This is a genomic window from Rhizobium sp. NPDC090279 (assembly GCF_044769665.1).
Taxonomy (GTDB): Bacteria; Pseudomonadota; Alphaproteobacteria; order Rhizobiales; family Rhizobiaceae; genus Rhizobium.
The window spans coordinates 725,482-748,389 of record NZ_JBIVYI010000001.1 but is presented as its reverse complement, the minus strand read 5'-3'; the positions used below and the strand labels follow the sequence as shown (position 1 = coordinate 748,389).

20 protein-coding genes are annotated in these 22,908 nt (G+C 61.1%); 15 read left to right on the top strand and 5 right to left on the bottom strand.

Annotated elements, in window-relative coordinates; all coding sequences use genetic code 11:
• The first annotated feature begins 38 nt into the window (after positions 1–38).
• The 11 genes from ACIQWP_RS03395 to ACIQWP_RS03345 all read left to right on the top strand — a co-directional run bounded on the left by ACIQWP_RS03395 (position 39) and on the right by ACIQWP_RS03345 (position 13,095).
• A complete protein-coding gene (locus ACIQWP_RS03395; RefSeq protein WP_402782329.1) occupies positions 39–626 on the top strand; it encodes an ANTAR domain-containing response regulator in 588 nt (195 codons plus the stop codon).
• 91 nt (positions 627–717) lie between these two features.
• On the top strand, positions 718–1,980 hold the full coding sequence (locus ACIQWP_RS03390; protein WP_402782326.1) for a CmpA/NrtA family ABC transporter substrate-binding protein: 1,263 nt from the start codon (positions 718–720) through the stop codon (positions 1,978–1,980).
• Positions 1,981–2,348: 368 nt separating this feature from the next.
• The gene (locus ACIQWP_RS03385; protein ID WP_402782323.1) at positions 2,349–3,647 is read left to right on the top strand and encodes a CmpA/NrtA family ABC transporter substrate-binding protein; all 1,299 of its coding nucleotides are present in this window, start codon (positions 2,349–2,351) and stop codon (positions 3,645–3,647) included.
• Entirely contained in the window at positions 3,647–4,540 is an 894-nt protein-coding gene (gene ntrB / locus ACIQWP_RS03380; protein WP_402782320.1) for a nitrate ABC transporter permease, read from the top strand. Before ACIQWP_RS03385 ends, ntrB begins: the two co-directional genes overlap by 1 nt.
• Before the next feature lie 10 nt (positions 4,541–4,550).
• Entirely contained in the window at positions 4,551–5,348 is a 798-nt protein-coding gene (locus ACIQWP_RS03375; protein WP_402782317.1) for an ABC transporter ATP-binding protein, read from the top strand.
• 5 nt (positions 5,349–5,353) lie between these two features.
• A complete protein-coding gene (nirB, locus tag ACIQWP_RS03370) occupies positions 5,354–7,804 on the top strand; it encodes a nitrite reductase large subunit NirB (protein ID WP_402782314.1) in 2,451 nt (816 codons plus the stop codon).
• 4 nt (positions 7,805–7,808) lie between these two features.
• Positions 7,809–8,144 carry a nitrite reductase small subunit NirD gene (gene nirD, locus ACIQWP_RS03365; protein ID WP_402782311.1) on the top strand — a complete coding sequence of 112 codons (336 nt, stop codon included), beginning with the start codon at positions 7,809–7,811 and terminating at the stop codon, positions 8,142–8,144.
• Between the two features lie 219 nt (positions 8,145–8,363).
• Positions 8,364–11,021, top strand: a complete 2,658-nt coding sequence (locus tag ACIQWP_RS03360) for a molybdopterin-dependent oxidoreductase (RefSeq protein WP_402782308.1) — start codon at positions 8,364–8,366, stop codon at positions 11,019–11,021.
• 129 nt (positions 11,022–11,150) lie between these two features.
• A complete protein-coding gene (locus tag ACIQWP_RS03355) occupies positions 11,151–12,182 on the top strand; it encodes a CorA family divalent cation transporter (RefSeq protein WP_402782306.1) in 1,032 nt (343 codons plus the stop codon).
• Positions 12,183–12,245: 63 nt separating this feature from the next.
• Entirely contained in the window at positions 12,246–12,752 is a 507-nt protein-coding gene (locus ACIQWP_RS03350) for a hypothetical protein (RefSeq protein ID WP_402782303.1), read from the top strand.
• 169 nt (positions 12,753–12,921) lie between these two features.
• Entirely contained in the window at positions 12,922–13,095 is a 174-nt protein-coding gene (locus tag ACIQWP_RS03345; protein WP_402782300.1) for a hypothetical protein, read from the top strand.
• Positions 13,096–13,169: 74 nt separating this feature from the next.
• On the opposite strand, the gene ACIQWP_RS03340 is transcribed toward ACIQWP_RS03345, so the two are convergent.
• The 3 genes from ACIQWP_RS03340 to ACIQWP_RS03330 all read right to left on the bottom strand — a co-directional run bounded on the left by ACIQWP_RS03340 (position 13,170) and on the right by ACIQWP_RS03330 (position 16,305).
• The gene (locus tag ACIQWP_RS03340) at positions 13,170–14,003 is read right to left on the bottom strand and encodes an alpha/beta fold hydrolase (RefSeq protein ID WP_402782297.1); all 834 of its coding nucleotides are present in this window, start codon (positions 14,001–14,003) and stop codon (positions 13,170–13,172) included.
• 356 nt (positions 14,004–14,359) lie between these two features.
• Positions 14,360–15,364, bottom strand: a complete 1,005-nt coding sequence (locus ACIQWP_RS03335; RefSeq protein WP_402782734.1) for an alpha/beta hydrolase — start codon at positions 15,362–15,364, stop codon at positions 14,360–14,362.
• Positions 15,365–15,615: 251 nt separating this feature from the next.
• A complete protein-coding gene (locus ACIQWP_RS03330; protein ID WP_402782294.1) occupies positions 15,616–16,305 on the bottom strand; it encodes a DJ-1/PfpI family protein in 690 nt (229 codons plus the stop codon).
• An 85-nt stretch (positions 16,306–16,390) separates the two neighbouring features.
• On the opposite strand from ACIQWP_RS03330, the gene ACIQWP_RS03325 reads away from it, so the two are divergent.
• From ACIQWP_RS03325 to ACIQWP_RS03315, 3 genes are all read left to right on the top strand, one after another.
• The gene (locus ACIQWP_RS03325) at positions 16,391–17,341 is read left to right on the top strand and encodes a GlxA family transcriptional regulator (protein WP_402782291.1); all 951 of its coding nucleotides are present in this window, start codon (positions 16,391–16,393) and stop codon (positions 17,339–17,341) included.
• A 125-nt stretch (positions 17,342–17,466) separates the two neighbouring features.
• Positions 17,467–18,528, top strand: a complete 1,062-nt coding sequence (locus ACIQWP_RS03320) for an alginate lyase family protein (RefSeq protein ID WP_402782288.1) — start codon at positions 17,467–17,469, stop codon at positions 18,526–18,528.
• Positions 18,529–18,623: 95 nt separating this feature from the next.
• A complete protein-coding gene (locus ACIQWP_RS03315) occupies positions 18,624–19,535 on the top strand; it encodes an acetamidase/formamidase family protein (RefSeq protein WP_402782285.1) in 912 nt (303 codons plus the stop codon).
• Between the two features lie 4 nt (positions 19,536–19,539).
• Here ACIQWP_RS03315 and ACIQWP_RS03310 read toward each other — a convergent pair whose 3' ends face one another.
• On the bottom strand, positions 19,540–21,282 hold the full coding sequence (locus ACIQWP_RS03310) for a cation:proton antiporter (protein WP_402782282.1): 1,743 nt from the start codon (positions 21,280–21,282) through the stop codon (positions 19,540–19,542).
• Between the two features lie 170 nt (positions 21,283–21,452).
• Positions 21,453–22,499, bottom strand: coding sequence for an NAD(P)-dependent alcohol dehydrogenase (locus ACIQWP_RS03305; RefSeq protein WP_402782279.1), 1,047 nt, complete (start codon positions 22,497–22,499; stop codon positions 21,453–21,455).
• A 259-nt stretch (positions 22,500–22,758) separates the two neighbouring features.
• Here ACIQWP_RS03305 and ACIQWP_RS03300 point away from each other — a divergent pair, with 259 nt between their 5' ends.
• Positions 22,759–22,899, top strand: coding sequence for a hypothetical protein (locus ACIQWP_RS03300; RefSeq protein ID WP_402782276.1), 141 nt, complete (start codon positions 22,759–22,761; stop codon positions 22,897–22,899).
• Positions 22,900–22,908: the final 9 nt, after the last annotated feature.

Below are 22,908 nucleotides of genomic sequence, written 5' to 3'. Positions count from 1 at the left end.
CACTTGCCCGCTTTGCTGCGTTGCGTCATAAAGACGGCATGAGCCGTCTCGATCTGACCATTCTTGTGATCGATGAAAATGCGATCCGCGCCTCGATCATCGAGGAGGGTTTGCGCGAGGCTGGCCATACGCGGGTGACTGTTATCCATGAGGTGCAGGGCGTCGCGCGCACGATCGAGACGCTTCGGCCCGACGTCATCATCATCGATCTCGAAAATCCGAACCGCGACATGATGGAACATCTGTTTCAACTGACGCGAACCGTGGGACGACCGATCGCCATGTTCGTCGACCGCTCCGACACGGCCTCCATCGAGGCGGCGGTCGAGGCCGGCGTTTCGGCTTACATCGTCGATGGCCTGAAGAAGGAGCGGGTCAAGCCGATCCTCGATATGGCCGTCAGCCGCTTCAATGCGTTCAGCCGGCTGCAGCGGGAATTGGCGGACGCCAAGTCAGCGCTTGAAGAACGCAAGATCGTCGAGCGCGCCAAGGGCATCCTGATGAAAATGCGTGGTCTGTCGGAAGAGGAGGCCTTCGCCTTGCTGCGGCAAACGGCCATGAACGAAAAGAAGAAGATGTCCGAGATCGCACAAAGCGTCGTGACGGCAGCGGGGTTGCTGATGTGAGCGCACCGAGCCCCATATCGTCCTTCGCCCTGAGCGGGGAGACAGCGGAGTGAATATGAGAGCGCAAGCAGCCCGTTCCGCCGGAGTTCAAATGGCAGGCGACAGCAACCCCTCCGCACCAGCACAAATTGCGAGCGAAGGCCCGCGCACATTGCGGGCAGGCTTCATTCCGCTCGTCGATGCTTCAGTCCTGATCGCGGCGGCGGAATTCGGTTTCGCCCACAAGGAGGGGATCGCGCTCGATCTCGTCAAGGACGTCTCCTGGGCCAATGTCCGCGACCGGCTTGCCTTCCGCCAATTCGACATCGCCCATATGCTCTCGCCAATGCCGGTCGCGGCGATGCTCGGGCTCGGCTCGAACCCCTCGCCGACGATTACGCCGTTCTCGCTCGGTTGCGGCGGCAACGCCATTACGCTGTCGGCGCGGCTGTTCGACCGCATGTGCAATGAAACAGGCCTCTCCGATCACGCAAGCGCGCTCGAAAATTCGCTGGCGCTTGCGAAAGTGGTCAGCTCCATGAAGGCGCGCGGCGAGCAACCACCGACGCTCGGCATGACCTATCCGTTCTCGTCGCATAATTACGAATTCCGCTATTGGCTGGCAGCCGGAGGCATCGATCCCGATCGGGATGTGAAGCTTGTTGTCGTGCCCCCGCCACTGACGTCAGATGCGCTTGCGGCCGGCGCCATCGACGGCTTCTGCGTCGGCGCCCCCTGGAACATGGTCGCCTCGGAGCGCGGCGTCGGCCGCATCGTTGCGGCCAAGCAGGATATCTGGCCTTCCGCGCCGGAAAAGGTGATCGGCATGCGCCCGCAATGGGCCGAAAGCCATCCTGAAACCGTGTCGCGCCTTATCGTGGCGCTCGATGCGGCGGCACGCTGGTGCGACCGGGCGGAAAATCATGACGCGCTCGCCGAAGCGCTGGCCGACCAGCGCTATATCGCAGCGCCGGTCGATATCATTCGCCATGTTCTGGCGGGCGAATTCAATCTCGATGCCAAGGGCCATCGCCGCATCATCGACAGATATTTCAGTTTCCACGGCGGTTTTGCCAACTATCCGCGCCCGAGCCAGGCGCTTTGGATCTTGAGCCAGATGGCACGCTGGGGACAGAGCGCACTTTCCGAGCAAAACATGAAAATGGCTGCCTCGGCCTACCGTTCCGATCTCTACCGGCTGGCGCTCGGCAACGAGGCATCGCCCGATGATGCCGATATCCGTATCGAAGGCGACCGGGACGGCGATCGCTTCATGGACGGTCATGTCTTCGACCCCGCAGACATGACCGGTTATATCGCGGGATTTGCGGTGAAGGCGACAGTCGAGATGCGGTCTTCAAGCGAGGAAATCTAGCTTTTCGCCGTGCTGCATTGCACAGAATAAGCGCAGGATCGAAAGTGGGGGGAACGGCATCCGCTCAAAATATTTGCAGAAGTGTCAACCGCCCACAAAACAAACAGCCACACCTGCTTCCGGAATAATTCTGAAATTACAATAGGATGGCATCGCCGCCACAAACTGGCACACAGTTTGCTTAGTTAACGTCGCTTCGATCAACGGCGATCGAGGCACGCAATGCGCGGAAAACGCGCTCGCAAAGACATCGACGTCGCAAGGTTCTTGCCCCGAGGACAGCCTTCCTGTCCCGGGCCGCATCGACCGAGCGGCGTTTTTTTATGTCCGAAATCCACGCGTCACGAGCAAAACAAGGGGAACTGCAAGTGAAGAAGATCCTGTCCGGTGGTGTTACGCGCCGAAACCTTTTGAAGACATCCGCCACGGCGGCCCTGATCGGCGCTGTCAGGACGGTCTTCCCATCCGGTGCCTTTGCAGCAACGTCGGGACCGGAAGTGTCGGGCGTGAAGCTTGGCTATATCGCCCTGACCGATTCTGCCCCGCTGATCATCGCCAAGGAAAAAGGTCTGTTCGAAAAGCATGGCCTTCCCGAGGTCGATGTCGCCAAGCAGGCGTCGTGGGGTGCGACGCGCGACAATCTCGTGCTTGGCGGCGCGGCGAACGGCATCGACGGCGCCCACATCCTCTCGCCGCTCCCTTACCTCATGCATACCGGCAAGGTGACCCAGAACAACCAGCCGGTGCCAATGGCGATCCTCGCCCGCCTCAATTACGACAGTCAGGGCATCTCGGTCGCCAAGGAATATGCTGATACCGGCGTCCAGCTCGATGCCTCCAAGCTGAAGGCCGCCTTCGAGGCGAAAAGAGCGGCAGGCAAGGAAGTGAAGGCCGCCATGACCTTCCCGGGCGGCACGCACGATCTCTGGATTCGCTACTGGCTCGCCGCCGGCGGCATCGACCCCGACAAGGACGTCTCGACCATCGTCGTGCCGCCACCGCAGATGGTGGCGAACATGAAGGTCGGCAATATGGACGTCTTCTGCGTGGGCGAGCCCTGGAACGAGCAGCTCGTCAATCAGGGTATCGGCTTCACGGCCTGTACGACCGGCGAGATCTGGAAGGGCCATCCCGAAAAGGCGCTCGGCATGCGCGCCGACTGGATCGAGAAGAACCCGAATGCGGCCAAGGCGCTGCTGATGGCCGTCATGGAAGCCCAGCAATGGTGCGACAGCATGGACAACAAGGAGGAGATGGCGACTATCCTCGGCAAGCGGCAATGGTTCAACGTCCCGCCCAAGGATGTGCTCGGCCGCCTGAAGGGCGACATCAACTACGGCAACGGCCGAGTCGCCAAGGGCACCGATCTCTACATGAAATTCTGGAAGGGCGGCGTTTCCTATCCCTATCAGAGCCATGACGCATGGTTCATCACCGAGAACATGCGCTGGGGCAAATTCGCTCCCAAAACCGATATCAAGGCGCTGGTCGGCCAGGTAAACCGCCAGGACATCTGGCGCGATGCCGCCAAGGACCTCGGCGTCGCTGCATCGGATATTCCCGCCTCGACCTCGCGCGGCAAGGAAACCTTCTTCGACGGCAAGGTCTTCGACCCTGAAAACCCCTCGGCCTATCTCGAAAGCCTCTCGATCAAGGTGGCGTCGTGATGTCCGCACTCGCTCGCAAACAAACGACCAATCCGGCGGCACCGACTGTGCCCAAGAGCCAGGTTGTCACTCTCTCCGCCCGCCCTGCCCGCCGCATCGACATCCGCCGGATCGCGCTTGCGATCCTGCGGGCCGTCGTGCCGCCACTGGTCGTCCTCGTGATCATGCTCGGTATCTGGCAACTGCTCTGCGAACAGCCGGGCGCCAGCCTGCCGCCGCCCTCGCAGGTCTGGCAGGAGAGCTACGACCTTATCGTCAATCCGTTCTTCAACAACGGGCCGCAGGATATTGGGCTTGCCTGGCGAGTGCTCGTCTCGCTGCAGCGTGTCGCCTATGGCTTCGGCCTTGCCGCCGTCGCCGGCGTGCTGATCGGTGCGGTGATCGGGCAATCCATCTGGGCGATGCGCGGGCTCGATCCGATCTTCCAGGTGCTGCGCACCGTGCCGCCGCTTGCCTGGCTGCCGCTGTCGCTCGCCGCCTTCCAGAATTCCAACCCATCGGCGATCTTCGTGATCTTCATCACCTCGATCTGGCCCGTGATTATCAATACCGCGGTCGGCGTGCGCAATATTCCGCAGGACTATCGCAATGTCGCCAGGGTGTTGCGGCTGAACCAGATCGAATTCTTCTTCCGCATCATGGTGCCGGCGGCGGCGCCCTACATCTTCACCGGCCTGCGCATCGGCGCCGGACTCTCCTGGCTTGCGATCGTCGCCGCCGAAATGCTGACCGGCGGCGTCGGCATCGGCTTCTTCATCTGGGACGCGTGGAACTCGTCGCGCCTGCCCGACATCATCGTGGCGCTCGCCTATATCGGCATCACCGGCTTTGTTCTCGACCGAATGGTCGCGGGGCTCGGCGCCATCGTCACCCGCGGCATGACCAGCAATTGAGGAGACCATGATGAGCGCCTATCTGAAGCTCGATCATATCGACAAACATTTCGATCGGGGCGGCCAGCGGGCCGAAGTGCTGAAGGGCATCGAACTCACCATCGACAAGGGCGAATTCGTCTCGATCATCGGCCACTCCGGCTGCGGCAAGTCCACTCTGCTCAACCTCATCGCCGGGCTCACTCGGGTCTCCGCCGGCGCGGTGCTTCTGGAAAACCGCGAGGTCAATGAGCCGGGTCCCGAGCGCGCCGTGGTCTTCCAGAACCACAGCCTGCTGCCCTGGCTCACCGTCTACGAGAATGTCAATCTCGCCGTCTCGAAGGTGTTTCGCGGCAAGAAGACAAAGGCCGAACGCCATGAATGGGTGATGCGCAATCTGGATCTCGTGCAGATGGCGCATGCCAAGGACAAGCGCCCCTCGGAAATCTCCGGCGGCATGAAGCAGCGCGTCGGCATCGCCCGGGCGCTTGCCATGGAGCCGAAGATCCTGCTGCTCGACGAGCCCTTCGGCGCGCTCGACGCACTCACGCGCGCGCATCTTCAGGATGCAGTGATGGAAATCCATGCCCGCCTCGGCAGCACGATGGTGATGATCACGCATGATGTGGACGAGGCCGTGCTGCTGTCGGACCGCATCGTGATGATGACCAATGGTCCCTCAGCCCATATCGGCGATATCCTCGAAGTGCCGATCGCGCGGCCGCGCAACCGCCTCGAGCTCGCCTCCGACCGAACCTACCTCAAATGCCGCGAAGCCGTGCTGAAGTTCCTCTACGAACGCCACCGCTTCGTCGAAGCCGCGGAGTGATCTCCATGACCCAGAAACTCGTCATCATCGGCAACGGCATGGCGCCCGGGCGCATGCTGGAGCATCTCATTGAAAAGGCGCCAGACCTTTATCAGGTCACGATCTTCAACGCCGAGCCGCGCGTCAATTACGACCGTATCATGCTCTCGCCTGTCCTCTCGGGCGAAAAGGACTATGAGCAAATCATTATCCACGGCGACGGCTGGTACATCAAGCACGGCATCACCCTCTACAAGGGCCACAAGATCGTCGCCATCGACCGTGCCGCCAAGACTGTTACGTCCGACCACGGTGTGACCGAGAGCTACGACAAGCTTGTCATCGCCACCGGCTCCGTTCCCTTCATCATCCCCGTTCCTGGCGCGGACCTTCCCGGCGTCTTGAGCTATCGCGATCTGGACGACGTCAACGCCATGCTGCTGGCGGCGCAATCGCGCGCCAAGGCGGTGGTCATCGGAGGCGGGCTGCTCGGCCTCGAGGCCGCAGCCGGTCTCAATCTGCGCGGCATGGATGTCACCGTCCTGCACGTCAATTCGAGCCTTCTCGAACGTCAGCTCGACCCTGCTGCCGGCTATCTCCTTCAAAGGGCCATCGAAGAGCGCGGCATCGAGGTCATCACCAAGGCCAATACCAAGGCGATCATTGGCGACGGCAAGGTCGAGGGCGTGGAGCTTGCCGACGGAACGATCATCCCGGCGACGCTTGTCGTCATGGCGGTCGGCATCCGCCCGAATATGGGTCTCGGGAAAGAGGCAGGGATCGCAGTCAATCGCGGTATCGTCGTCGATGCCGGCATGGGTACGTCGGACGGGGACATACTGGCGCTCGGCGAGTGTGCCGAGGTCGGCGGGCAGGTCTATGGCCTCGTCGCGCCGCTCTACGAAATGGCGCGTGTGGCTGCCGCTCAGCTTGCAGGCGATACCTCCGCCGGTTTCGTCCATTCGGATACGCCAACCAAACTGAAGGTCACCGGCATCGATCTGTTTTCGCTCGGCGACTTCGCCGATGGCGACGATCGCGAGGAAATCGTCCTGCGCGACGCGGCAGCCGGCGTCTACAAGCGACTGATCCTCAAGGATAACCGCATCATCGGCACCGTGCTTTATGGAGAAACGGCCGACGGTGCCTGGTTCAACGACCTGAAGAAGAAGGCGACCGACATCTCGGAGATGCGCGAGACGCTGATCTTCGGCCAGGCCTATCAGGGAGGGTCGCCGCTGGACCCTATGGCGGCCGTTGCAGCCTTGCCGGATGATGCGGAAATCTGCGGCTGCAACGGCGTCTGCAAGGGCAAGATCACCTCGACCATATCGGCCAAGGGCCTGACCTCGCTCGATGATGTCAGAGCACACACCAAGGCTTCCGCCTCCTGCGGCTCCTGCACCGGCCTTGTCGAACAGCTGATGTCGATCACGCTTGGCGATGCGTATAATCCCAAGGCCGTGCAGCCGATGTGCACCTGCACCGAACTTGGCCACGATGATGTCAGAAGGCTGATAAAAGCCAAGAGTTTGAAGACCATCCCTGCGGTTATGCAGGAGCTTGAATGGAAGACCTCCTGCGGCTGCGCCAAGTGCCGGCCGGCTTTGAACTACTATCTGGTCTGCGACTGGCCGGACGAATATGCCGATGATTACCAGTCGCGGTTCATCAACGAACGCGTCCACGCCAATATCCAGAAGGACGGCACCTATTCGGTGGTGCCGCGCATGTGGGGCGGCGTCACCAATTCCGGCGAGCTGCGCGCCATCGCCGATGTTGTCGACAAGTTCGAGATTCCGATGGTGAAGGTGACCGGCGGCCAGCGCATCGATCTGCTCGGCATTCACAAGGAGGATCTACCCGCCGTCTGGGCCGATCTCGGCAAGGCCGGCTTCATCTCAGGCCAAGCCTATGCCAAGGGCCTGCGCACGGTGAAAACCTGCGTCGGTTCCGACTGGTGCCGCTTCGGCACGCAGGATTCGACCGGTCTCGGCATCCGCATCGAGAAATTCATGTGGGGCTCTTGGACGCCGGCAAAGCTCAAACTGGCGGTGTCGGGGTGTCCGAGAAACTGCGCCGAGGCGACCTGCAAGGATATCGGCGTCATCTGCGTGGATTCGGGCTTCGAGATCCATTTCGCCGGTGCCGCCGGCCTCGACATCAAGGGTACGGAGGTCCTCGGCCTTGTCAAGACCGAGGATGAGGCGCTGGAGCATATCGTGGCGCTGACGCAGATGTATCGCGAGCAGGGCCGCTATCTCGAACGTATCTACAAATGGGCCAAACGCATCGGCCTCGACGAGATCCGCCGCCAGATCATGACGGATGCCACCAAGCGTCAGGCCTATTACGCGCGCTTCGTCTTCAGTCAGAAGTTCGCGCAGGTCGATCCGTGGTCGGAGCGGGTATCGGGCAAGGACAAGCACGAATTCCGGCCGATGGCGACGGTCGGCTTCCATCAGGCGGCCGAGTGAGGAGATGGACATGAACTGGATCGAAATCGGCGACATCTCGGACATCCCCCTGCGCGGCGCGCGCTGCGTGAAAACCCCGCAGGGCAAGATCGCGGTCTTCCGCACCGCGGAAAACCAGATCTTCGCCATCGAGGATCACTGCCCGCACAAGGGCGGCCCGCTGAGCCAGGGCATCGTTCATGGTGCGGCCGTCACCTGCCCGCTGCACAATTGGGTGATCTCGCTCGAAACCGGCGAAGCACTCGGCGCGGACAAGGGCGCGGTCAGGACCATTCCGGTGCGCAACGAGGACGGAGTACTGTCGATCGCTCTCGACAGCGTGATGATGGCGGCGGAATGAGGATCAGAATGCGCGGCAGAATACCTCCCTCTGTCCCTTCGGGACATCTCCCCCACAAGGGGGGAGATCATATGGCGCCACGTTCGCCGAATTACTCGCCTTGGTTCCGTGGAGGCGACCTCCTGACTCCACCAATCTCCCCCCTTGTGGGGGAGATGTCAGCAACGCCGACAGAGGGGGGTGCCTCGCCGCATACTCCCAATACGGCGGATATGCTCCATGTCCGTTGAGACCAAAACCACCTGCCCCTATTGCGGCGTCGGCTGCGGCGTCATTACCAGCGTCGACGAAAACGGCAAGGTCTCCGTCAAGGGCGACCCAGATCATCCCTCCAATTTCGGACGCCTCTGCTCGAAGGGATCGGCGCTTGCCGAAACCATCGACCTCGACGGCCGCCTGCTCCATCCGGAAATCGCCGGGCAGCGAGCAAGCTGGGACGAGGCGCTCGATCTTGTCGCGAAACGCTTCAGCGAGGCAATTGCCGAACACGGGCCGGATTCCGTCGCCTTCTACGTTTCCGGCCAACTGCTGACCGAAGATTACTACGTCGCCAACAAGCTGATGAAAGGCTTCATCGGCTCGGCTAATATCGACACGAATTCGCGGCTCTGCATGTCGTCCTCGGTTGCCGGCCATCGCCGCGCCTTTGGCGCGGATACGGTGCCCGGCACCTACGAGGATATCGAGTTCGCCGATCTCGTCATCCTTACCGGCTCCAATCTCGCCTGGTGCCATCCGGTCATCTACCAGCGGCTGGCCGCCGCCAAGACGGCGCGGCCGACGATGAAGATCGTCGTCATCGACCCGCGCCGGACGATGACATGCGATATCGCCGATCTGCATCTGGCGATCCGACCAGATGGCGACGTTGCGCTCTTCCTCGGCCTCTTCGCGCATCTGATCGCTAGCAATGCCATCAACCAGAATTATGTGGCCGAACATACCAACGGTTTTGCCGAGGCTTTCGCCGCGGCGAGCTCCCTGTCGTTCAACCGCGTGCTTGATCTGACCGGCCTTCCCGCCATGCAGCTTCGCGAATTCTACCGGCTGTTTGCCCAAACCGAGAAGGTCGTCACCTGCTACAGCCAGGGCGTCAACCAATCCTCGTCCGGCACCGACAAGGTCAACGCGATCATCAATTGCCATCTTGCAACGGGCCGCATCGGCAGGCCCGGCATGGGGCCCTTCTCGCTGACCGGCCAGCCGAATGCCATGGGCGGCCGCGAGGTTGGCGGCCTCGCCAACATGCTTGCCGCACACATGGCGATCGAGAGTGCCGGGGATCGCGACAGGGTGCAGCGCTTCTGGCACTCGCCGGGAATTGCCGCAAGGCCAGGGCTGAAGGCCGTCGATATGTTCCACGCCGTTGCAGATGGCCGCATCAAGGCGCTGTGGATCATGGCCACCAATCCAGTGGTATCGATGCCGGATGCCGATGCTGTCAAAGCAGCGATCGATACCTGCCCCTTCGTCGTCGTTTCCGACATCCTGAAGGAAACGGACACGACACGGCATGGTCATGTGCTGCTACCCTCGCTTGGCTGGGGCGAGAAGGACGGCACCGTCACCAATTCCGAACGACGGATCTCCAGGCAGCGCCAATTTCTTTCAGCACCTGGCGAGGCGCGGCCCGACTGGTGGCAAATGGCTGAAGTCGGTCGCCGCATGGGTTTTTCTGCAGCATTTTCCTTTCAGGCTGCCGCGGACATCTTCGCCGAACATGCCGGTCTCTCCGGCTTTGAGAACGATGGCAACCGCGACTTCGACATCGGCGCTTATGACGCAATCGGCACAAAAGAGTATGACGCGCTAACACCGTTCCAATGGCCGCAACCGGTTGGCTCGACACGGCAGACGACACGGTTCTTCGCCGATGGAGGCTTCTATCACGCCGATGGCAAGGCACGCTTCGTAGCCATCGGGACGCCGGTAAGCGATCGGACGAACAGCCAGTTCCCTTTGACGCTCAATACGGGCCGTATCCGCGATCATTGGCACACCATGACCCGCACCGGCAAAAGCGCGCGGCTGTCAGCCCATATTGCCGAGCCCTTTGCCGAGATCCATCCGCGTGACGCGATCGAGATCGGTGTCGCCGAAGCGAGCCTCATCGAGATCGAGAGCCCGTACGGCAAGGTGATCGTCCGCGCCTTGGTGACGGAACGGCAGGCGCGCGGCAGTCTGTTCGTGCCAATGCACTGGAACGACGGCTTTGCAGCCAAGGCACGCATCGACGCCGTGGTTGCCCCCGTCACCGATCCGGTTTCCGGCCAGCCGGCTTCGAAGAATGTCGCCGTCCGCGCAGGCCGCTTCCAAGCATCGCATTATTGTTTCGCCGTCTCCGCGGCAAAGCCGGGCGATCTCGACAGCGCCTATTGGGCACTTGCCAAGGCCAGTGGCGGCTGGCGGACCGAGCTTGCATTCGATTTCGCGCCGGACGACTGGGTCGGCTGGTGCCGCTCGACGTTCGACATACCCTTCGATCTTGAGCCGCTCGGCTACGTCGATCAGGCCACCGGTGATTTGCGTCTTGCCTTCTTCGATGGAGAGCGGCTGCTTGCAGCTCTTTTCGTTGCCCGGCAGCCGGTTGCGGTGGCGCGAAACTGGGCGATCGCCCAGCTTTCAGCGCCGCATGGCGATCTTAGGAAACGGTTTGCCCTCATCGCAGGCAGACCGGGCGCCGACACTATCGATGCGGGCGCTACGGTTTGTTCCTGCTTCAGCGTCGGCGTCAATCAGATCGTCGCGGCCATTCGCGGCGGCTGCCACAGTGTCGAAGCCGTCGGCAAGGCACTCAATGCCGGAACCAATTGCGGCTCTTGCCGCGCCGAGATCCGTACGATCATAGACGGCTCTCTTGCCGCGGCAGCCGAATGAGCGCTCTGGCATCATAGGCGATTATTCGCCGTAAACTCCGGTTCCACCTTGTCGTCCTCGGTGCTAGAACTATCGAAAATAGCTGTATGATTTCGCTTTCCTTTTACACCTGGGGGAGGATGGGAGCGGATGGAAACCGAGGGTCAGAAGATCCAGCTCAGCTACGGCGCCGAGCCCGGCATACGTTTCGCCGTTCTTCTCGACGGCGATGGCGGCTGTCGTGAAATCGGCGCAGCCGGCCTGCAGAGCTGGCGACCGGCGGATGGCATTCTCTGGGTCCATCTCGAGCGCGATCATGATGCGGCGGCGGCTTGGATCGCAAGCAATGGCGGCTTTGACCCGCTCGTTGCCGACGCGCTTCTGGAGGATGAATCCCGCCCACGCGTGGAGCCGGTCGACGACGGTTTGCTGATCATCCTCCGCGGCGTCTGCGCCGCCCCACCCGAGGATGCCGAAGAGATGGCCGAGGAGCTGGATCTGGTGCCCCTGCATGCCTGGGTCGATGAAAACCGTGTTGTGACGCTACGCGACAGCGGACATTACATCACCGCTCTTCGCGATATTCGCCAGGCGCTGGAAAAAGGCAAGGGGCCGAAGCGCACCGGCGAACTCCTCGCACTCGTCAGCGACAAGCTCGTCAGAGACCTGGAGCCCGTTCTTGATCAGATGGATGAAGAAGTTGACGAGCTGGACGAGCTGATCTTCCACGGCGAGGCCGCCGAGGTCCGCGAGCGCCTGAAGCTGCTTCGCAGGCGCGCCGTACAGCTGCGGCGCTATCTTTCGCCGCAGCGCGATGCCCTTAACCGCATCGAACATGACGACGCTCCCTGGCTTGCCGAGCGCGACAAGCTTCGAATGCGCGAGGTGATCGACAAGCTGATGCGCTGCATCGAATATCTGGATGCGATCCGCGACCGGACGGGCATTCTGCACGACGACCTCTCGACCGTCATCAGCGAACGCATCGCCCGCAATTCCAACCGGCTCGCAGCACTTGCCGCCCTGCTATTGCCACCGAGCGTCGTCGCCGGCCTGTTTGGCATGAATGTCGGCGGCATTCCGGGTGTCAACGATACCTGGGCCTTCGTCATCATCGTCGTATTGGTCGCAGTCACCTCCATCGTCACCCTCTACATTCTCAAGCGCATCAACTGGCTCTGAGTGCGGCGGAACCGGGAATATATCTGCAACGTTCCTGTCAAGTCTGACGAAGGGATTGATATCATGCGCCGACAAGCATGCCTTCTTGCGATCCTTGCCGCGATCTTTGCGGCGGCACCTGCTTACGCCGACGAGAGCGGATTTCTGAAACCGCTAAACGGCAATTGGACCGGGACAGGTAAAGTCCTTCGAAAGATCGGCGGCTCGCCGATCAATGTGTCCTGCAAGTTCAATATCAGCGCGCCCGGCGCTTCCATCTCGATGAAGGGAAACTGCCGCGGCCTCCTCATCATCAACCGCGCGATCTCGGCCCAGTTGACGGCGCGAGGAGGCCGATATTCAGGCACTTATACCGGTCCATCCGGTGCGACGTCGCAGCTTTCGGGCAGCAGGCAGGGCGATGTCATCAATCTCGCGGTGCGCTGGGCGCGGCTGGTCAATGGCGACCGGAATGCCAACATGATCATTCGCCGGCAGGGCAACAGCCAGCTGACACTCCGGACGATCGACAAGGATCTGTCATCCGGCAAGTCGGTGGTGACAAGCGAGATCAACCTGCATCGTCAATAACAGTCTAAGGCATCGCCTTGGCTGATTGAAACGGATCACCCACCAGCTTTCCCTGGAAGCAAGGAACGACCAAAGCAGAACATAAAGGGCGCGAACCGGCCCGAACGTCCGGCTCGCTTGACTTTCCGGATTCGATATGAGAACATAAAGTGAACAAATGGAGATATCCATGAGCAAGGCCGAACAAGTCATCGAACGTGCAATGACCTTTGTCGCTGTCTCGAAGGCCCTTCGGGAGCGCGAACAGGAACGGCGCGCCACCTGGACGCGCCGCGTAGAAATCAGCCGGCCGCTACCGCCCTTGCCGCGCGCCGTTCAGCTCTCCTTGAAACTCGATAGCTGAAGCGGCGGAGGCGATAGCAGCACCCGGCAGGCTGTGAAGCGCCCGCCTTTTGGCGGGCGCTCGTTCCCAGATCATCAGGCCTTGAAGAAGGCCAGCAGGTCCACATTGATGACGTCTGCATGCGTGGTCGCCATGCCGTGCGGGTAACCCTTGTAGACCTTGAGCGTGCCGTTCTTCAGCAGCTTGCTGGAGAGGAGCGCAGAGTCTGCGATCGGCACTATCTGGTCGTCGTCGCCGTGCATGACGAGCGTCGGCACTTCGATCTTCTTCAGATCTTCGGTGAAGTCGGTTTCCGAGAAGGCCTTGATGCAATCATAATGAGCCTTGGCGCCGCCAATCATGCCCTGGCGCCACCAATTGCCGATGATGCCTTCCGAAACGACGGCACCGGGACGATTGAAGCCATAGAACGGTCCCGACGGGATGTCGCGGTAGAATTGAGCGCGGTTGGCCGCAAGTGCCGCACGGAAGCCATCGAAGACCTCGATTGGCAGGCCGCCGGGATTCTTGTCCGACTTGACCATGATCGGCGGGACGGCGCCGATCAACACGGCTTTCGACACCCGACCATGGCCGCCATATTGAGCCACATAGCGGGCGACTTCGCCGCCGCCGGTCGAATGGCCGACGTGGATGGCGCCCTTCAGGCCGAGATGCTCGGTCAGCGCCGCGACGTCGGCAGCGTAGGTATCCATCTCGTTGCCGGTCGCCGTCTGGCTGGAGCGGCCATGGCCGCGGCGGTCATGGGCGATGACGCGATAGCCCTGATTGAGGAAGAATAGCATCTGGGCATCCCAGTCATCCGAGCTCAGGGGCCATCCGTGATGAAAGACGATCGGCTGGCCCGTTCCCCAATCCTTGTAGAAAATCTGCGCTCCGTCCTTGGTGGTGATCGTGCTGCTGCTCATTGTGTCCTTACCTTTCGAAGATGATTGCTTTGTAGAGGCTTGTGCAGTTTGAGCGAAGGGGCTGACGGCGGCAGCGGCGGCAAGGCCGAGCCCGGCGGTCATAAGGCCCCGACGAGTAGCTTGAGGGATCGACTGGTTCATTTCAATCTCCACTTAAATTTATCGTGCGATTTATTATCGCGACATGGGCATAACTAGCGCCTTTGTTCCCGCATGTCCACATAAAAATTATCTAACGATTATTTATTGCGATAACTAACTGGAAGATAACGCCTCGGCCATGAGGGCGCGACAAAACACCCTCCCGTCGACTGATCGAGAGTTTCGAAATCAGGCGCAGTTCAGTTGCGCGAAAACTATTGCCCGGGCTTATCGACGAAATGCGCTATCGCGAACTGCGCAACGCGTTCGTTCGACCTCCTCGCATCGTCGAGCCAGAAGGGAAAAATCTGCCATTGATGGATCATCCCCGGCCAGATTTCCAAACTCACATTGCCGCCCGCCTGACGCACCTTCTCCGCCAGCCGCGTGCTGTCATCAAGCAGTGCCTCGCGAGCACCGACCTGGATCAGCAGCGGAGGAAAGCCGGAGACATTGCCATAGAGCGGCGATATGTCGGGGTCGGCAACGGGGCGGTCATACGCGAAGGCATCGTGGATGAGGGTCAGCTCCGCCTTGTTCATGAAGGGATCATTGGCGGCGTTGGCAACCAGGGATGCCCCCGTTGCGGCAAAGTCGGTAATCGGGCTCATCGCGACCACGGCGGCAGGAAGCGGGCCACTCAGCTTAAGCTGGTTCAAAACGACCTCGATGGCCAGGGTCGCCCCGACCGACTCGCCGGCGATAACGACGTTGCCAGCCTTGTATCCCGATGTCAGAAGCCAGCGGTAGGCAGCGATGGCATCGTCCCTTTGCGCGGGAAAGCGATTTTCCGGCGCGAGGCGATAGTCGATCAACAGGACGTCGGCTGACGTCGCCTTGGCGAGCGCGCCCGCTATGTTGCTGTGCGTTCGAAGCGAGCCGCTATAGAAACCGCCGCCATGCAGATAAAGAATGGCGCGCCGACCAATCGGATGATGCAATCGCGCAGGCCAGATGAGATCGCCATCCACGCCGTTGGCGTCGATATGCCGTATCTGCACGCGCGCCGGACCTGGGGTCGATGCCATCAGCCTTTCGAAACTGGAGCGCCGCTGCAACAGGTCGGCTCCGGACACGGCGCCACTGTCGCGCAAAGTGCCGATCAGCTTCTCGACCTGCTCGCCCGAAGCCTTCGTCTGCGGTGCGATCTCGGGGGTCTCGGCGGCCACGACCTGCGATATCGAGCAGAGACCTGCGCCGATCAGGATGGTCATAGCCATGACGAAGCGGGACATGCAGCGAAATGATCGGAACTCGTTCATCAAATGAGCCTTTTCCCCGCAAGGCCGTGGACGATATCGTGATATCACGGTCGCAGAAAAGCTATTTGTGTCAAGTATGATGGGGGATGTATGACTGGAATTCTATTCGTCCGCCTGCCCATCATGGCCTCGACATAATCAACCGATGATCGCTTCCCTATCGAGGCTCCGTTTCATGGAAATGACAGTGCCGGTGGATAAGTCGAGGCTCACCCGGGTTCGTGTCCGGCCGCAGCAAGACGAGCGATGATCGCCTGCCGCGCCATCCTCGAGCCGGCAAGACGCTCCTTGGTTCTGGCCAACACCTCGGCGCTGGCCTTCTCGGGCAATCCAGAACGAAAGGGCGGCTCTGGCGCATATTCCAGCGACAATTGGATTCCTTCGGCTTCTTGCTGGCCACGCAAGGCGGCAACGATCGTCAGTCCGAAATCGATGCCGGCCGTAACACCGCCCGCGGTGAAGAGATTGCCATCCCGCACGACACGTCCCGGCGTGACAATGGCTCCGAAACTCTCGAGAAAATCGAGCGCATTCCAATGGGTCGTGGCCTTCTTGCCCTTGAGCAGGCCGGCCGCGCCGAGAACGAGAGCGCCGGTACAAACCGATGTGACAAAGCGGGCTTGGGCCGCCTGTTCCCGAATAAAGCTCAGGACGGCCGCATCCTCCAGCAACGTATTGATGCCGATGCCGCCGGGCACGCAGATGACATCGAGCGGCGGGCATTCGGCGAAAGTCGTTGTCGGCTGCAACACCAGCTTGGTTGCCGAAACGATGGGTAAGACGTCCTTCCAGACGAGATGGACCTCGACGTCATCGATGGAGGCGAATACCTCATAGGGTGCGGTCAGATCGAGTTGTTGGACGCCTGGAAAGGCCAGCAGGCCAAAGCGAGTGGTCATGACATGTCTCCGATGATTGACTTTTCCGAGCTTATGCGACAACGATGTGGCACATTTGCCAAACCACCGTCATTTCTTGCCAATCATGCGCCGCATCGAGATTCTTGCCTTTGACAATGCCCAGCTGCTGGATATCACCGGTCCGTTGCAGGTGTTCACCAGCGCCAACGAGGCGGCGCATAGGCTCGATCGGCCGAAACCCTACGAGGCTATCGTGGTAGCGGAAAACACGCAGACCCGGACGAGTTCGGGTCTCGCGCTCGTGACCGCGCCTCTTACCGATATCGAGACGCCGCTCGACACCTTGATCATCGCCGGCGGCTGGGGCGTCAATAAAGCCTGTGACAACCGCGGTTTAATCGAATGGGTGCGCCGGCGGGCCGCGAGCGCCCGGCGGGTAGCCTCTGTCTGTAGCGGCGCCTTTCTGCTCGCCGAAGCCGGTCTTTTGGATGGGCGACGGGCAGCGACCCATTGGAACCGTTGCGAAGAATTCGCAAAGCGCTTCCCGCAGGTGAAGCTTGAGCCCGATCCGATTTTCGTTCAGGACGGCCAGATCTGGAGTTCTGCAGGCGTGACTGCCGGCATCGATCTCTCACTTGCCTTGGTCGAGGCCGATCTTGGCCGCTCGCTGGCGCTTTCCGTGGCGCGCGAACTCGTCGTCTTCCTGAAGCGTCCCGGCGGCCAGGCGCAATTCAGTGCTGCATTGCGGCTTCAGGATGATGGTGAACGCTTCGACCGTCTGCATGGCTGGATCATCGACAATCTGCGCGCCGATCTTTCCCTGCCGACGCTTGCCGAGCAGGCGAATATGAGCGCACGCAGCTTCTCGCGCCATTATCTGAAAGCGACTGGGCGGACACCCGCACGCGCCGTGGAAGAAATCCGCATCGAGGCGGCCCGCCGCCTTCTGGAAGAGGGCCTGACCGTGCATCAGGTACGGATGCGCTGTGGCTTCAGTTCGGAAGAAACCATGCGGCGCAATTTCATGCGCAAATTCGGAACGACGCCGCAGGCATTTCGCGAGCATTTCGCGTGAGGCCTCAACGACGAACGACGCGTTGAAATCGGTGCACCGGACAAGGTCGTGTGCAACGCAAAATCGCCACTAATCGGGTAATAGTGTTTTGCGCAAGCAACGAACACTTACGAGCACGGTGTCCAATGTCCCGCCCCCAAAATCCCTTCAAAAAGCCTGCCCTTCTCGCCGTACTTCTCGCTTTCGCACATGCAACACCGGGACAGGCGGCGACAGCCTTGCACAGTCCGTGGGACACGCCGGTTTCCGCCAGCAAGACCCAGACGGCATTCATCTGCCCTGGAGCGCCGCAATTGCCTGTCACCCTCAAGCTCTCGGACTATTACACGGATGCGGCACACTCGATCGTCGATCCTGTGCGCAAGCAGGCCTATGACGAGGCAACCCATAATCTGCGTTCGGCGATGCGAGCTGTCGTCGACATGGCCGACCGTTATCGTAGCCACGGCGATGAAGCGGCAGCGACCTGCGCGGCACATTTCCTGGATAGCTTCGCCGCCGGCAATGCACTATCGGGCAGCACGGCGACGAACCAGGCAGTCTATGTGCAGGGCTGGATGCTCGGCTCCTTTGCCGTCGCCTGGCTCAAGATTCGCTCCGACAACACCATACCTGCCGACGAAAGATCAAGGATCATCGGCTGGCTCGGCGACATAGCCTCGCGAAACATCGCTTACTACGAGCCGCGAAGCGACAAGACGGACGGACGCAACAATCATCGTTATTGGGCCGGGTTTACGGCGATGGCGGCCGGAATCGCCGGAAATCGGAAAGATCTGTTTGACTGGGGCGTCCAGAGCTTCAGGATCGGCGCGAAACAGATCCAGCCGGATGGGACATTGCCGCTGGAGATGTCTCGTCGCTCCCGAGCACTTCACTACCACACCTTTGCCGCCGCTCCCCTCGTCACTCTGGCAGAAATGGCCTCCGTCAACGGGATAGATCTCTATGCTACCGACAACAACGCACTGTCCCGCCTCGTGAAAAGAGTGGTCGCGGGCATCGACGACCCGTCTTTCTTTGCTGAAAAAGCGGGCGTGAAGCAGGAGGCGATACACCTTCATGCCGACGATATCGCATGGGCGGCGCCATTCGAACGTCGGTTTCCCGACCCTGCGCTTGCCGCACTGCTCGGCAAATCGACGTCGCTCAGCGTCGTCTATCTCGGCGGTCTACCGGCAAACTGAGCGAGATCGAGTGAAGCGGCAACTCTCGGTCTTTTCGTTGGCATCAGAGCGGCTTAAGCTCGCGCGACTCAACATGCTGGAAGGCTGAGAAGGCAATGGCGATTCATCGTTTCGTTCCGAGCATCTATCACAATGTCATCGGCTCGCTGCCGCCGGCCTTGCATATCGCCGATGGCGATACGGTTATCACCGAAACGCTCGATGCCGCCGGCTATGACAAGCATGATGTTCGCCAGATATCCGGCCCCAATCCGATGAACGGGCCGATCTTCATCGAAGGCGCGGAGCCGGGCGATTCCCTCAGGGTCGAGATTCTCGCGATGGTGCCGACGCGCGATACGGGCTTCACCCGCAGCGTGGTCGCCGGCAATGTCGTCGATCCACAGGATGTCCGCGCTCTGCCGGCAAGCGAGAAGGTGATCTGGCAGATCGACCGCAAGGCTCTGACGACGCGGCTCGCAGAACCCGTGACTGGTCTCGAATCCCTCACGCTGCCGCTCGCTCCGATGATCGGCTGCTTCGGGGTCGCGCCATCGCTCGGCCAGGCCATATCGACCGCCACCAGCGGCGAGTTCGGCGGCAACATGGATTATCGCCTGCTTGGCCCAGGCACGACCATCTGGTTTCCGGTATCGGCGCCCGGCGCGCTTTTCTTCCTCGGTGATTGCCATGCGGTGCAAGGCGATGGCGAGATCGTCGGCACCGGCATCGAGACCACCTTCGAGGTGACGGTGCGGCTGACCGTGGAAAAGAAAAAGACGATCATTTGGCCGCGCGGCGAGACGGCGGAGGATATTTTCACCATCGGCAATGCCCGGCCGCTCGACCAGGCCCTGCAGCACGCCACCAGCGAAATGCTGCGCTGGCTCGGCGCCGATTACGGCCTCGACAAGACGGCCGCCAGCCATCTTCTCGGACAGGTCGTACGCTACGATGTCGGCAACGTCTTCGACCCCGCCTACACCATGGCCTGCCGCGTTTCGAAATCCTGGCTGAAGCGCCGATAGGGCGTCAGCCGGCATCCTGTGATAGGTCGCGCCGCTGGCGCGACACGTTGCTCTCCTGTCGCTCTCGCGCCATGCGGCTGACAGCGGCACGCAATTGCGGATGCCGCGACATGAAGAGATTGAAATCGCGACGCTCCAGCACGAAGAGCTGACAGAAATCAACGGCGACGACATCGGCGGTACGCCGCGCGCCGGTCAAAAGCGCCATTTCACCGAAGAACGCGCCGGCGCCAAGCGGTATCTCGTCATCCTCCAGCTGCACTTCCACGGCACCGGAGGCGATGAAGAACATGCTGTCGCCACGATCACCAGTGCGGATGACGCGGTCGCCAGGCGATGCCGATCGCGGGCGGAAGAGCAGCAGAAGCTCCTCGTGCGCATTGTCGTCGAGTTCGGCAAACATCGGGAAGGTTTCGATGAGCTGCTCGATCTCGAGATGATGCTGGCGATCCCGCTCTTCGCGCTGCTTGTTGATCGCGGTCAACTGCCGGCGCAGGCCATCCTGCTTGGCCATGCCATATTTGTTCGCCAGGAACGGCCATCGCGCGAAGGTCCATTTCTCCAGCTTCTCGGTCGCGTAGAAGGCGAGCGGATTGAGCGTGATCGACAGGATCGCGCCGGCCAGGATGAGATCCTGCCCTTCCCGCGTCAAGAGTCCGAGCGAAACGCCGAGGCCGGCGAGAATGAAGGAGAATTCGCCGATCTGCGCCAAACCTGCGGCGACGGCAAAGCCGATGCTGGCGGGATAGCGCAGCAGCAGCACGACGCCGAAGGCAATCACCGCTTTGCCAAGCATGATCAGCGCAAGCACGCCGATGATCATCAGCGGTTCGCGGATCAGGACCGTCGGGTCGAAGAGCATCCCGACAGACACGAAGAACAGAACCGAAAAGGCATTTTGCAACGGCAGGGAGTCGGCCGCGGCCCTGTGGCTGAGATGCGATTCACTCATCACGAGACCGGCAAAGAAGGCACCGAGCGCGAAGGACACACCGAATATCTCTGCCGCTCCGAAAGCGATACCAAGCGCGATCGCCAGAACCGACAGCGTGAACAGTTCACGCGAGCCCGTGCGCGCGACAGATGTCAGAAGCCAGGGGACGACTCGCGGGCCGATGAACACCGCGACAGCCGCGAAGGCCGCGACCTTGAGGAGCGTCACGCCGATCGTCAGCCAGATCGAGCCGGACGCGGCATGCTCGCCGCCACCGGTATGACCGCCCAGAACACCGGCAAAAGCCGGCAGAAGAACGAGTGCGAGCACCATGGCCAGATCCTCGACGATCAGCCAGCCGATGGCGACACGCCCATTGGTCGAACTCACGAGATTGCGCTCTTCCAGCGCCTTGAGCAGCACGACGGTACTGGCAACGGCAAGGCTCAGGCCGAGGACCACGCCCGCGCCGACGCTCCAGCCCCATAGCGACGTCAGGCCAACACCCAGCAGCGTCGCGATCACAATCTGCCCGATGGCGCCGGGAATGGCGACGCCACGCACCGCCAACAGGTCGGCGGCGGAAAAATGCAGCCCGACGCCGAACATCAGCAGGATGACGCCGATCTCGGCCAATTGCGACGCCAGCGAGACATCGGCAACAAAGCCGGGGGTGGACGAACCTATGATGACGCCGGCCACCAGATAGCCAACCAATGGCGGCAGGTGCAGTCGGTCGGCCAGATAGCCGAAAATAGCCGCGAACACGAAGCCCGCGGCAATCAATGCGATCAATGCAACGTCGTGCGGCACGGCGATCCTTCCCGTTTCACGGCGTTAAAGCCTTTTCCCTCTGTGGAAGGCTACCTAGCATCGCTTTTGCCGGGCCGTCTACGGGTGATGTGAAACCTCAGGGAAAACATCGCCTTGCCGAGACACGGCCTGATATCAGGCCCAGGGCAAGACGATGTGGCGACCGAAGCTTACTGGTCGAGAACGATCTGCAGCTTAACGTCTGTCGGCCGGGCTTCGACGGCGCGATCGAACGCCTTGATGGAATCCTCGAAATCAAAAGTTTCGGAGATCAAGGGCTTGAGATCGACGCGACCAGACGCGATCAGCGCGATGGAACGCTCGTACTGATGCGCGTAGCGGAAGACCGTCTCGATGCGGATCTCCTTGGTCGATGCCGTCGAGACGTCGAAGCCGACCGGATTGACCGGCAGGCCAACGGCGACGATGACGCCACCCGGACGCGGCAGCGCCATCACGGTTTCCCAGGCCTTCGCCGAGCCCGAGCATTCGAAGACGACATCGGCGCCCCAGCCTTCGGTCAGGCGATCAACCTCCTCGCTGAGGTTCTTCTCGCGAATATTGACCGGAATGACTCCCTGATACTGCGCGGCAATGTCGAGCTTCGGCTGGGCGAGATCGGCAACGACGGCGCGTGCGCAGCCGCCAGCAAGGGCCGCGACCGCCACCATGATGCCGATCGGACCGGCGCCGAGCACGACGGCGGTGTCGCCGGGTGTAATGCGCGCCTTGGTGGCAGCCTGCATGCCCACTGCAAAAGGCTCGACCATCGCTCCCTCCGCAAAGCTGACATTGTCGGGCAGCTTGAAGGTGTAGTTGGCCGGATGCACGACGAAGGGCGTGAGCACGCCATGGATCGGCGGCGTCGCCCAGAAGGTGACGGCGGGATCGACATTGTACATGCCGAGGCGGCTGACCTTGGAGTTGGCATCGGGCACCCCCGGCTCCATGCAGACCCGGTCGCCAATCTTCAGATGCGTCACGCCCGCGCCGACTTCGACCACGGTTCCTGCCGCCTCGTGCCCGAGCACCATCGGCTCGTTGACGATGAAGGGGCCGATCTTGCCGTGGGTGTAGTAGTGCACATCCGACCCGCAAACGCCGACCGTGTGGATCTTGATCTTCACCTGACCCGGTCCGACCTCCTGCGGCAGATCGATATCGCGGATCGCCAGTTCATGCTGACGCTCCAAAACCAGGGCACGCATCTTGCTCATTGCCTTTTCCTCTTTTCCAAAGCACCTAACGTCCTGCTGACACAGGGACGAAATCCTTGTCCGTTATATCGTGTGGGCCGGCATCATAAAACGATCTTTAGGCCCGACGGATGAAGTTCTACGGCCCTGTTGAGGCTAATAAAACGCTCTTCGTCCACGCAATATTAGAAGATGCTTATTATTTAGCTCGCTATTGCCGATATTGACTGGCGTTCCATTTCTTGCCTTTCTAATAATCAAGGAGAAGGAGGGGCTCATTATGGCAGTATACGATTGGACCGGTCAGCGCGCCCGCCGGATGAAGATGGTGCGGGCGGCAAGCGTCGCAATGCTTCTGATCATCCTGATGGCAATTCCCGCGATTTTGCTGCACTACAATTTCATCCAATACCCGCACTGAACGCTTCGG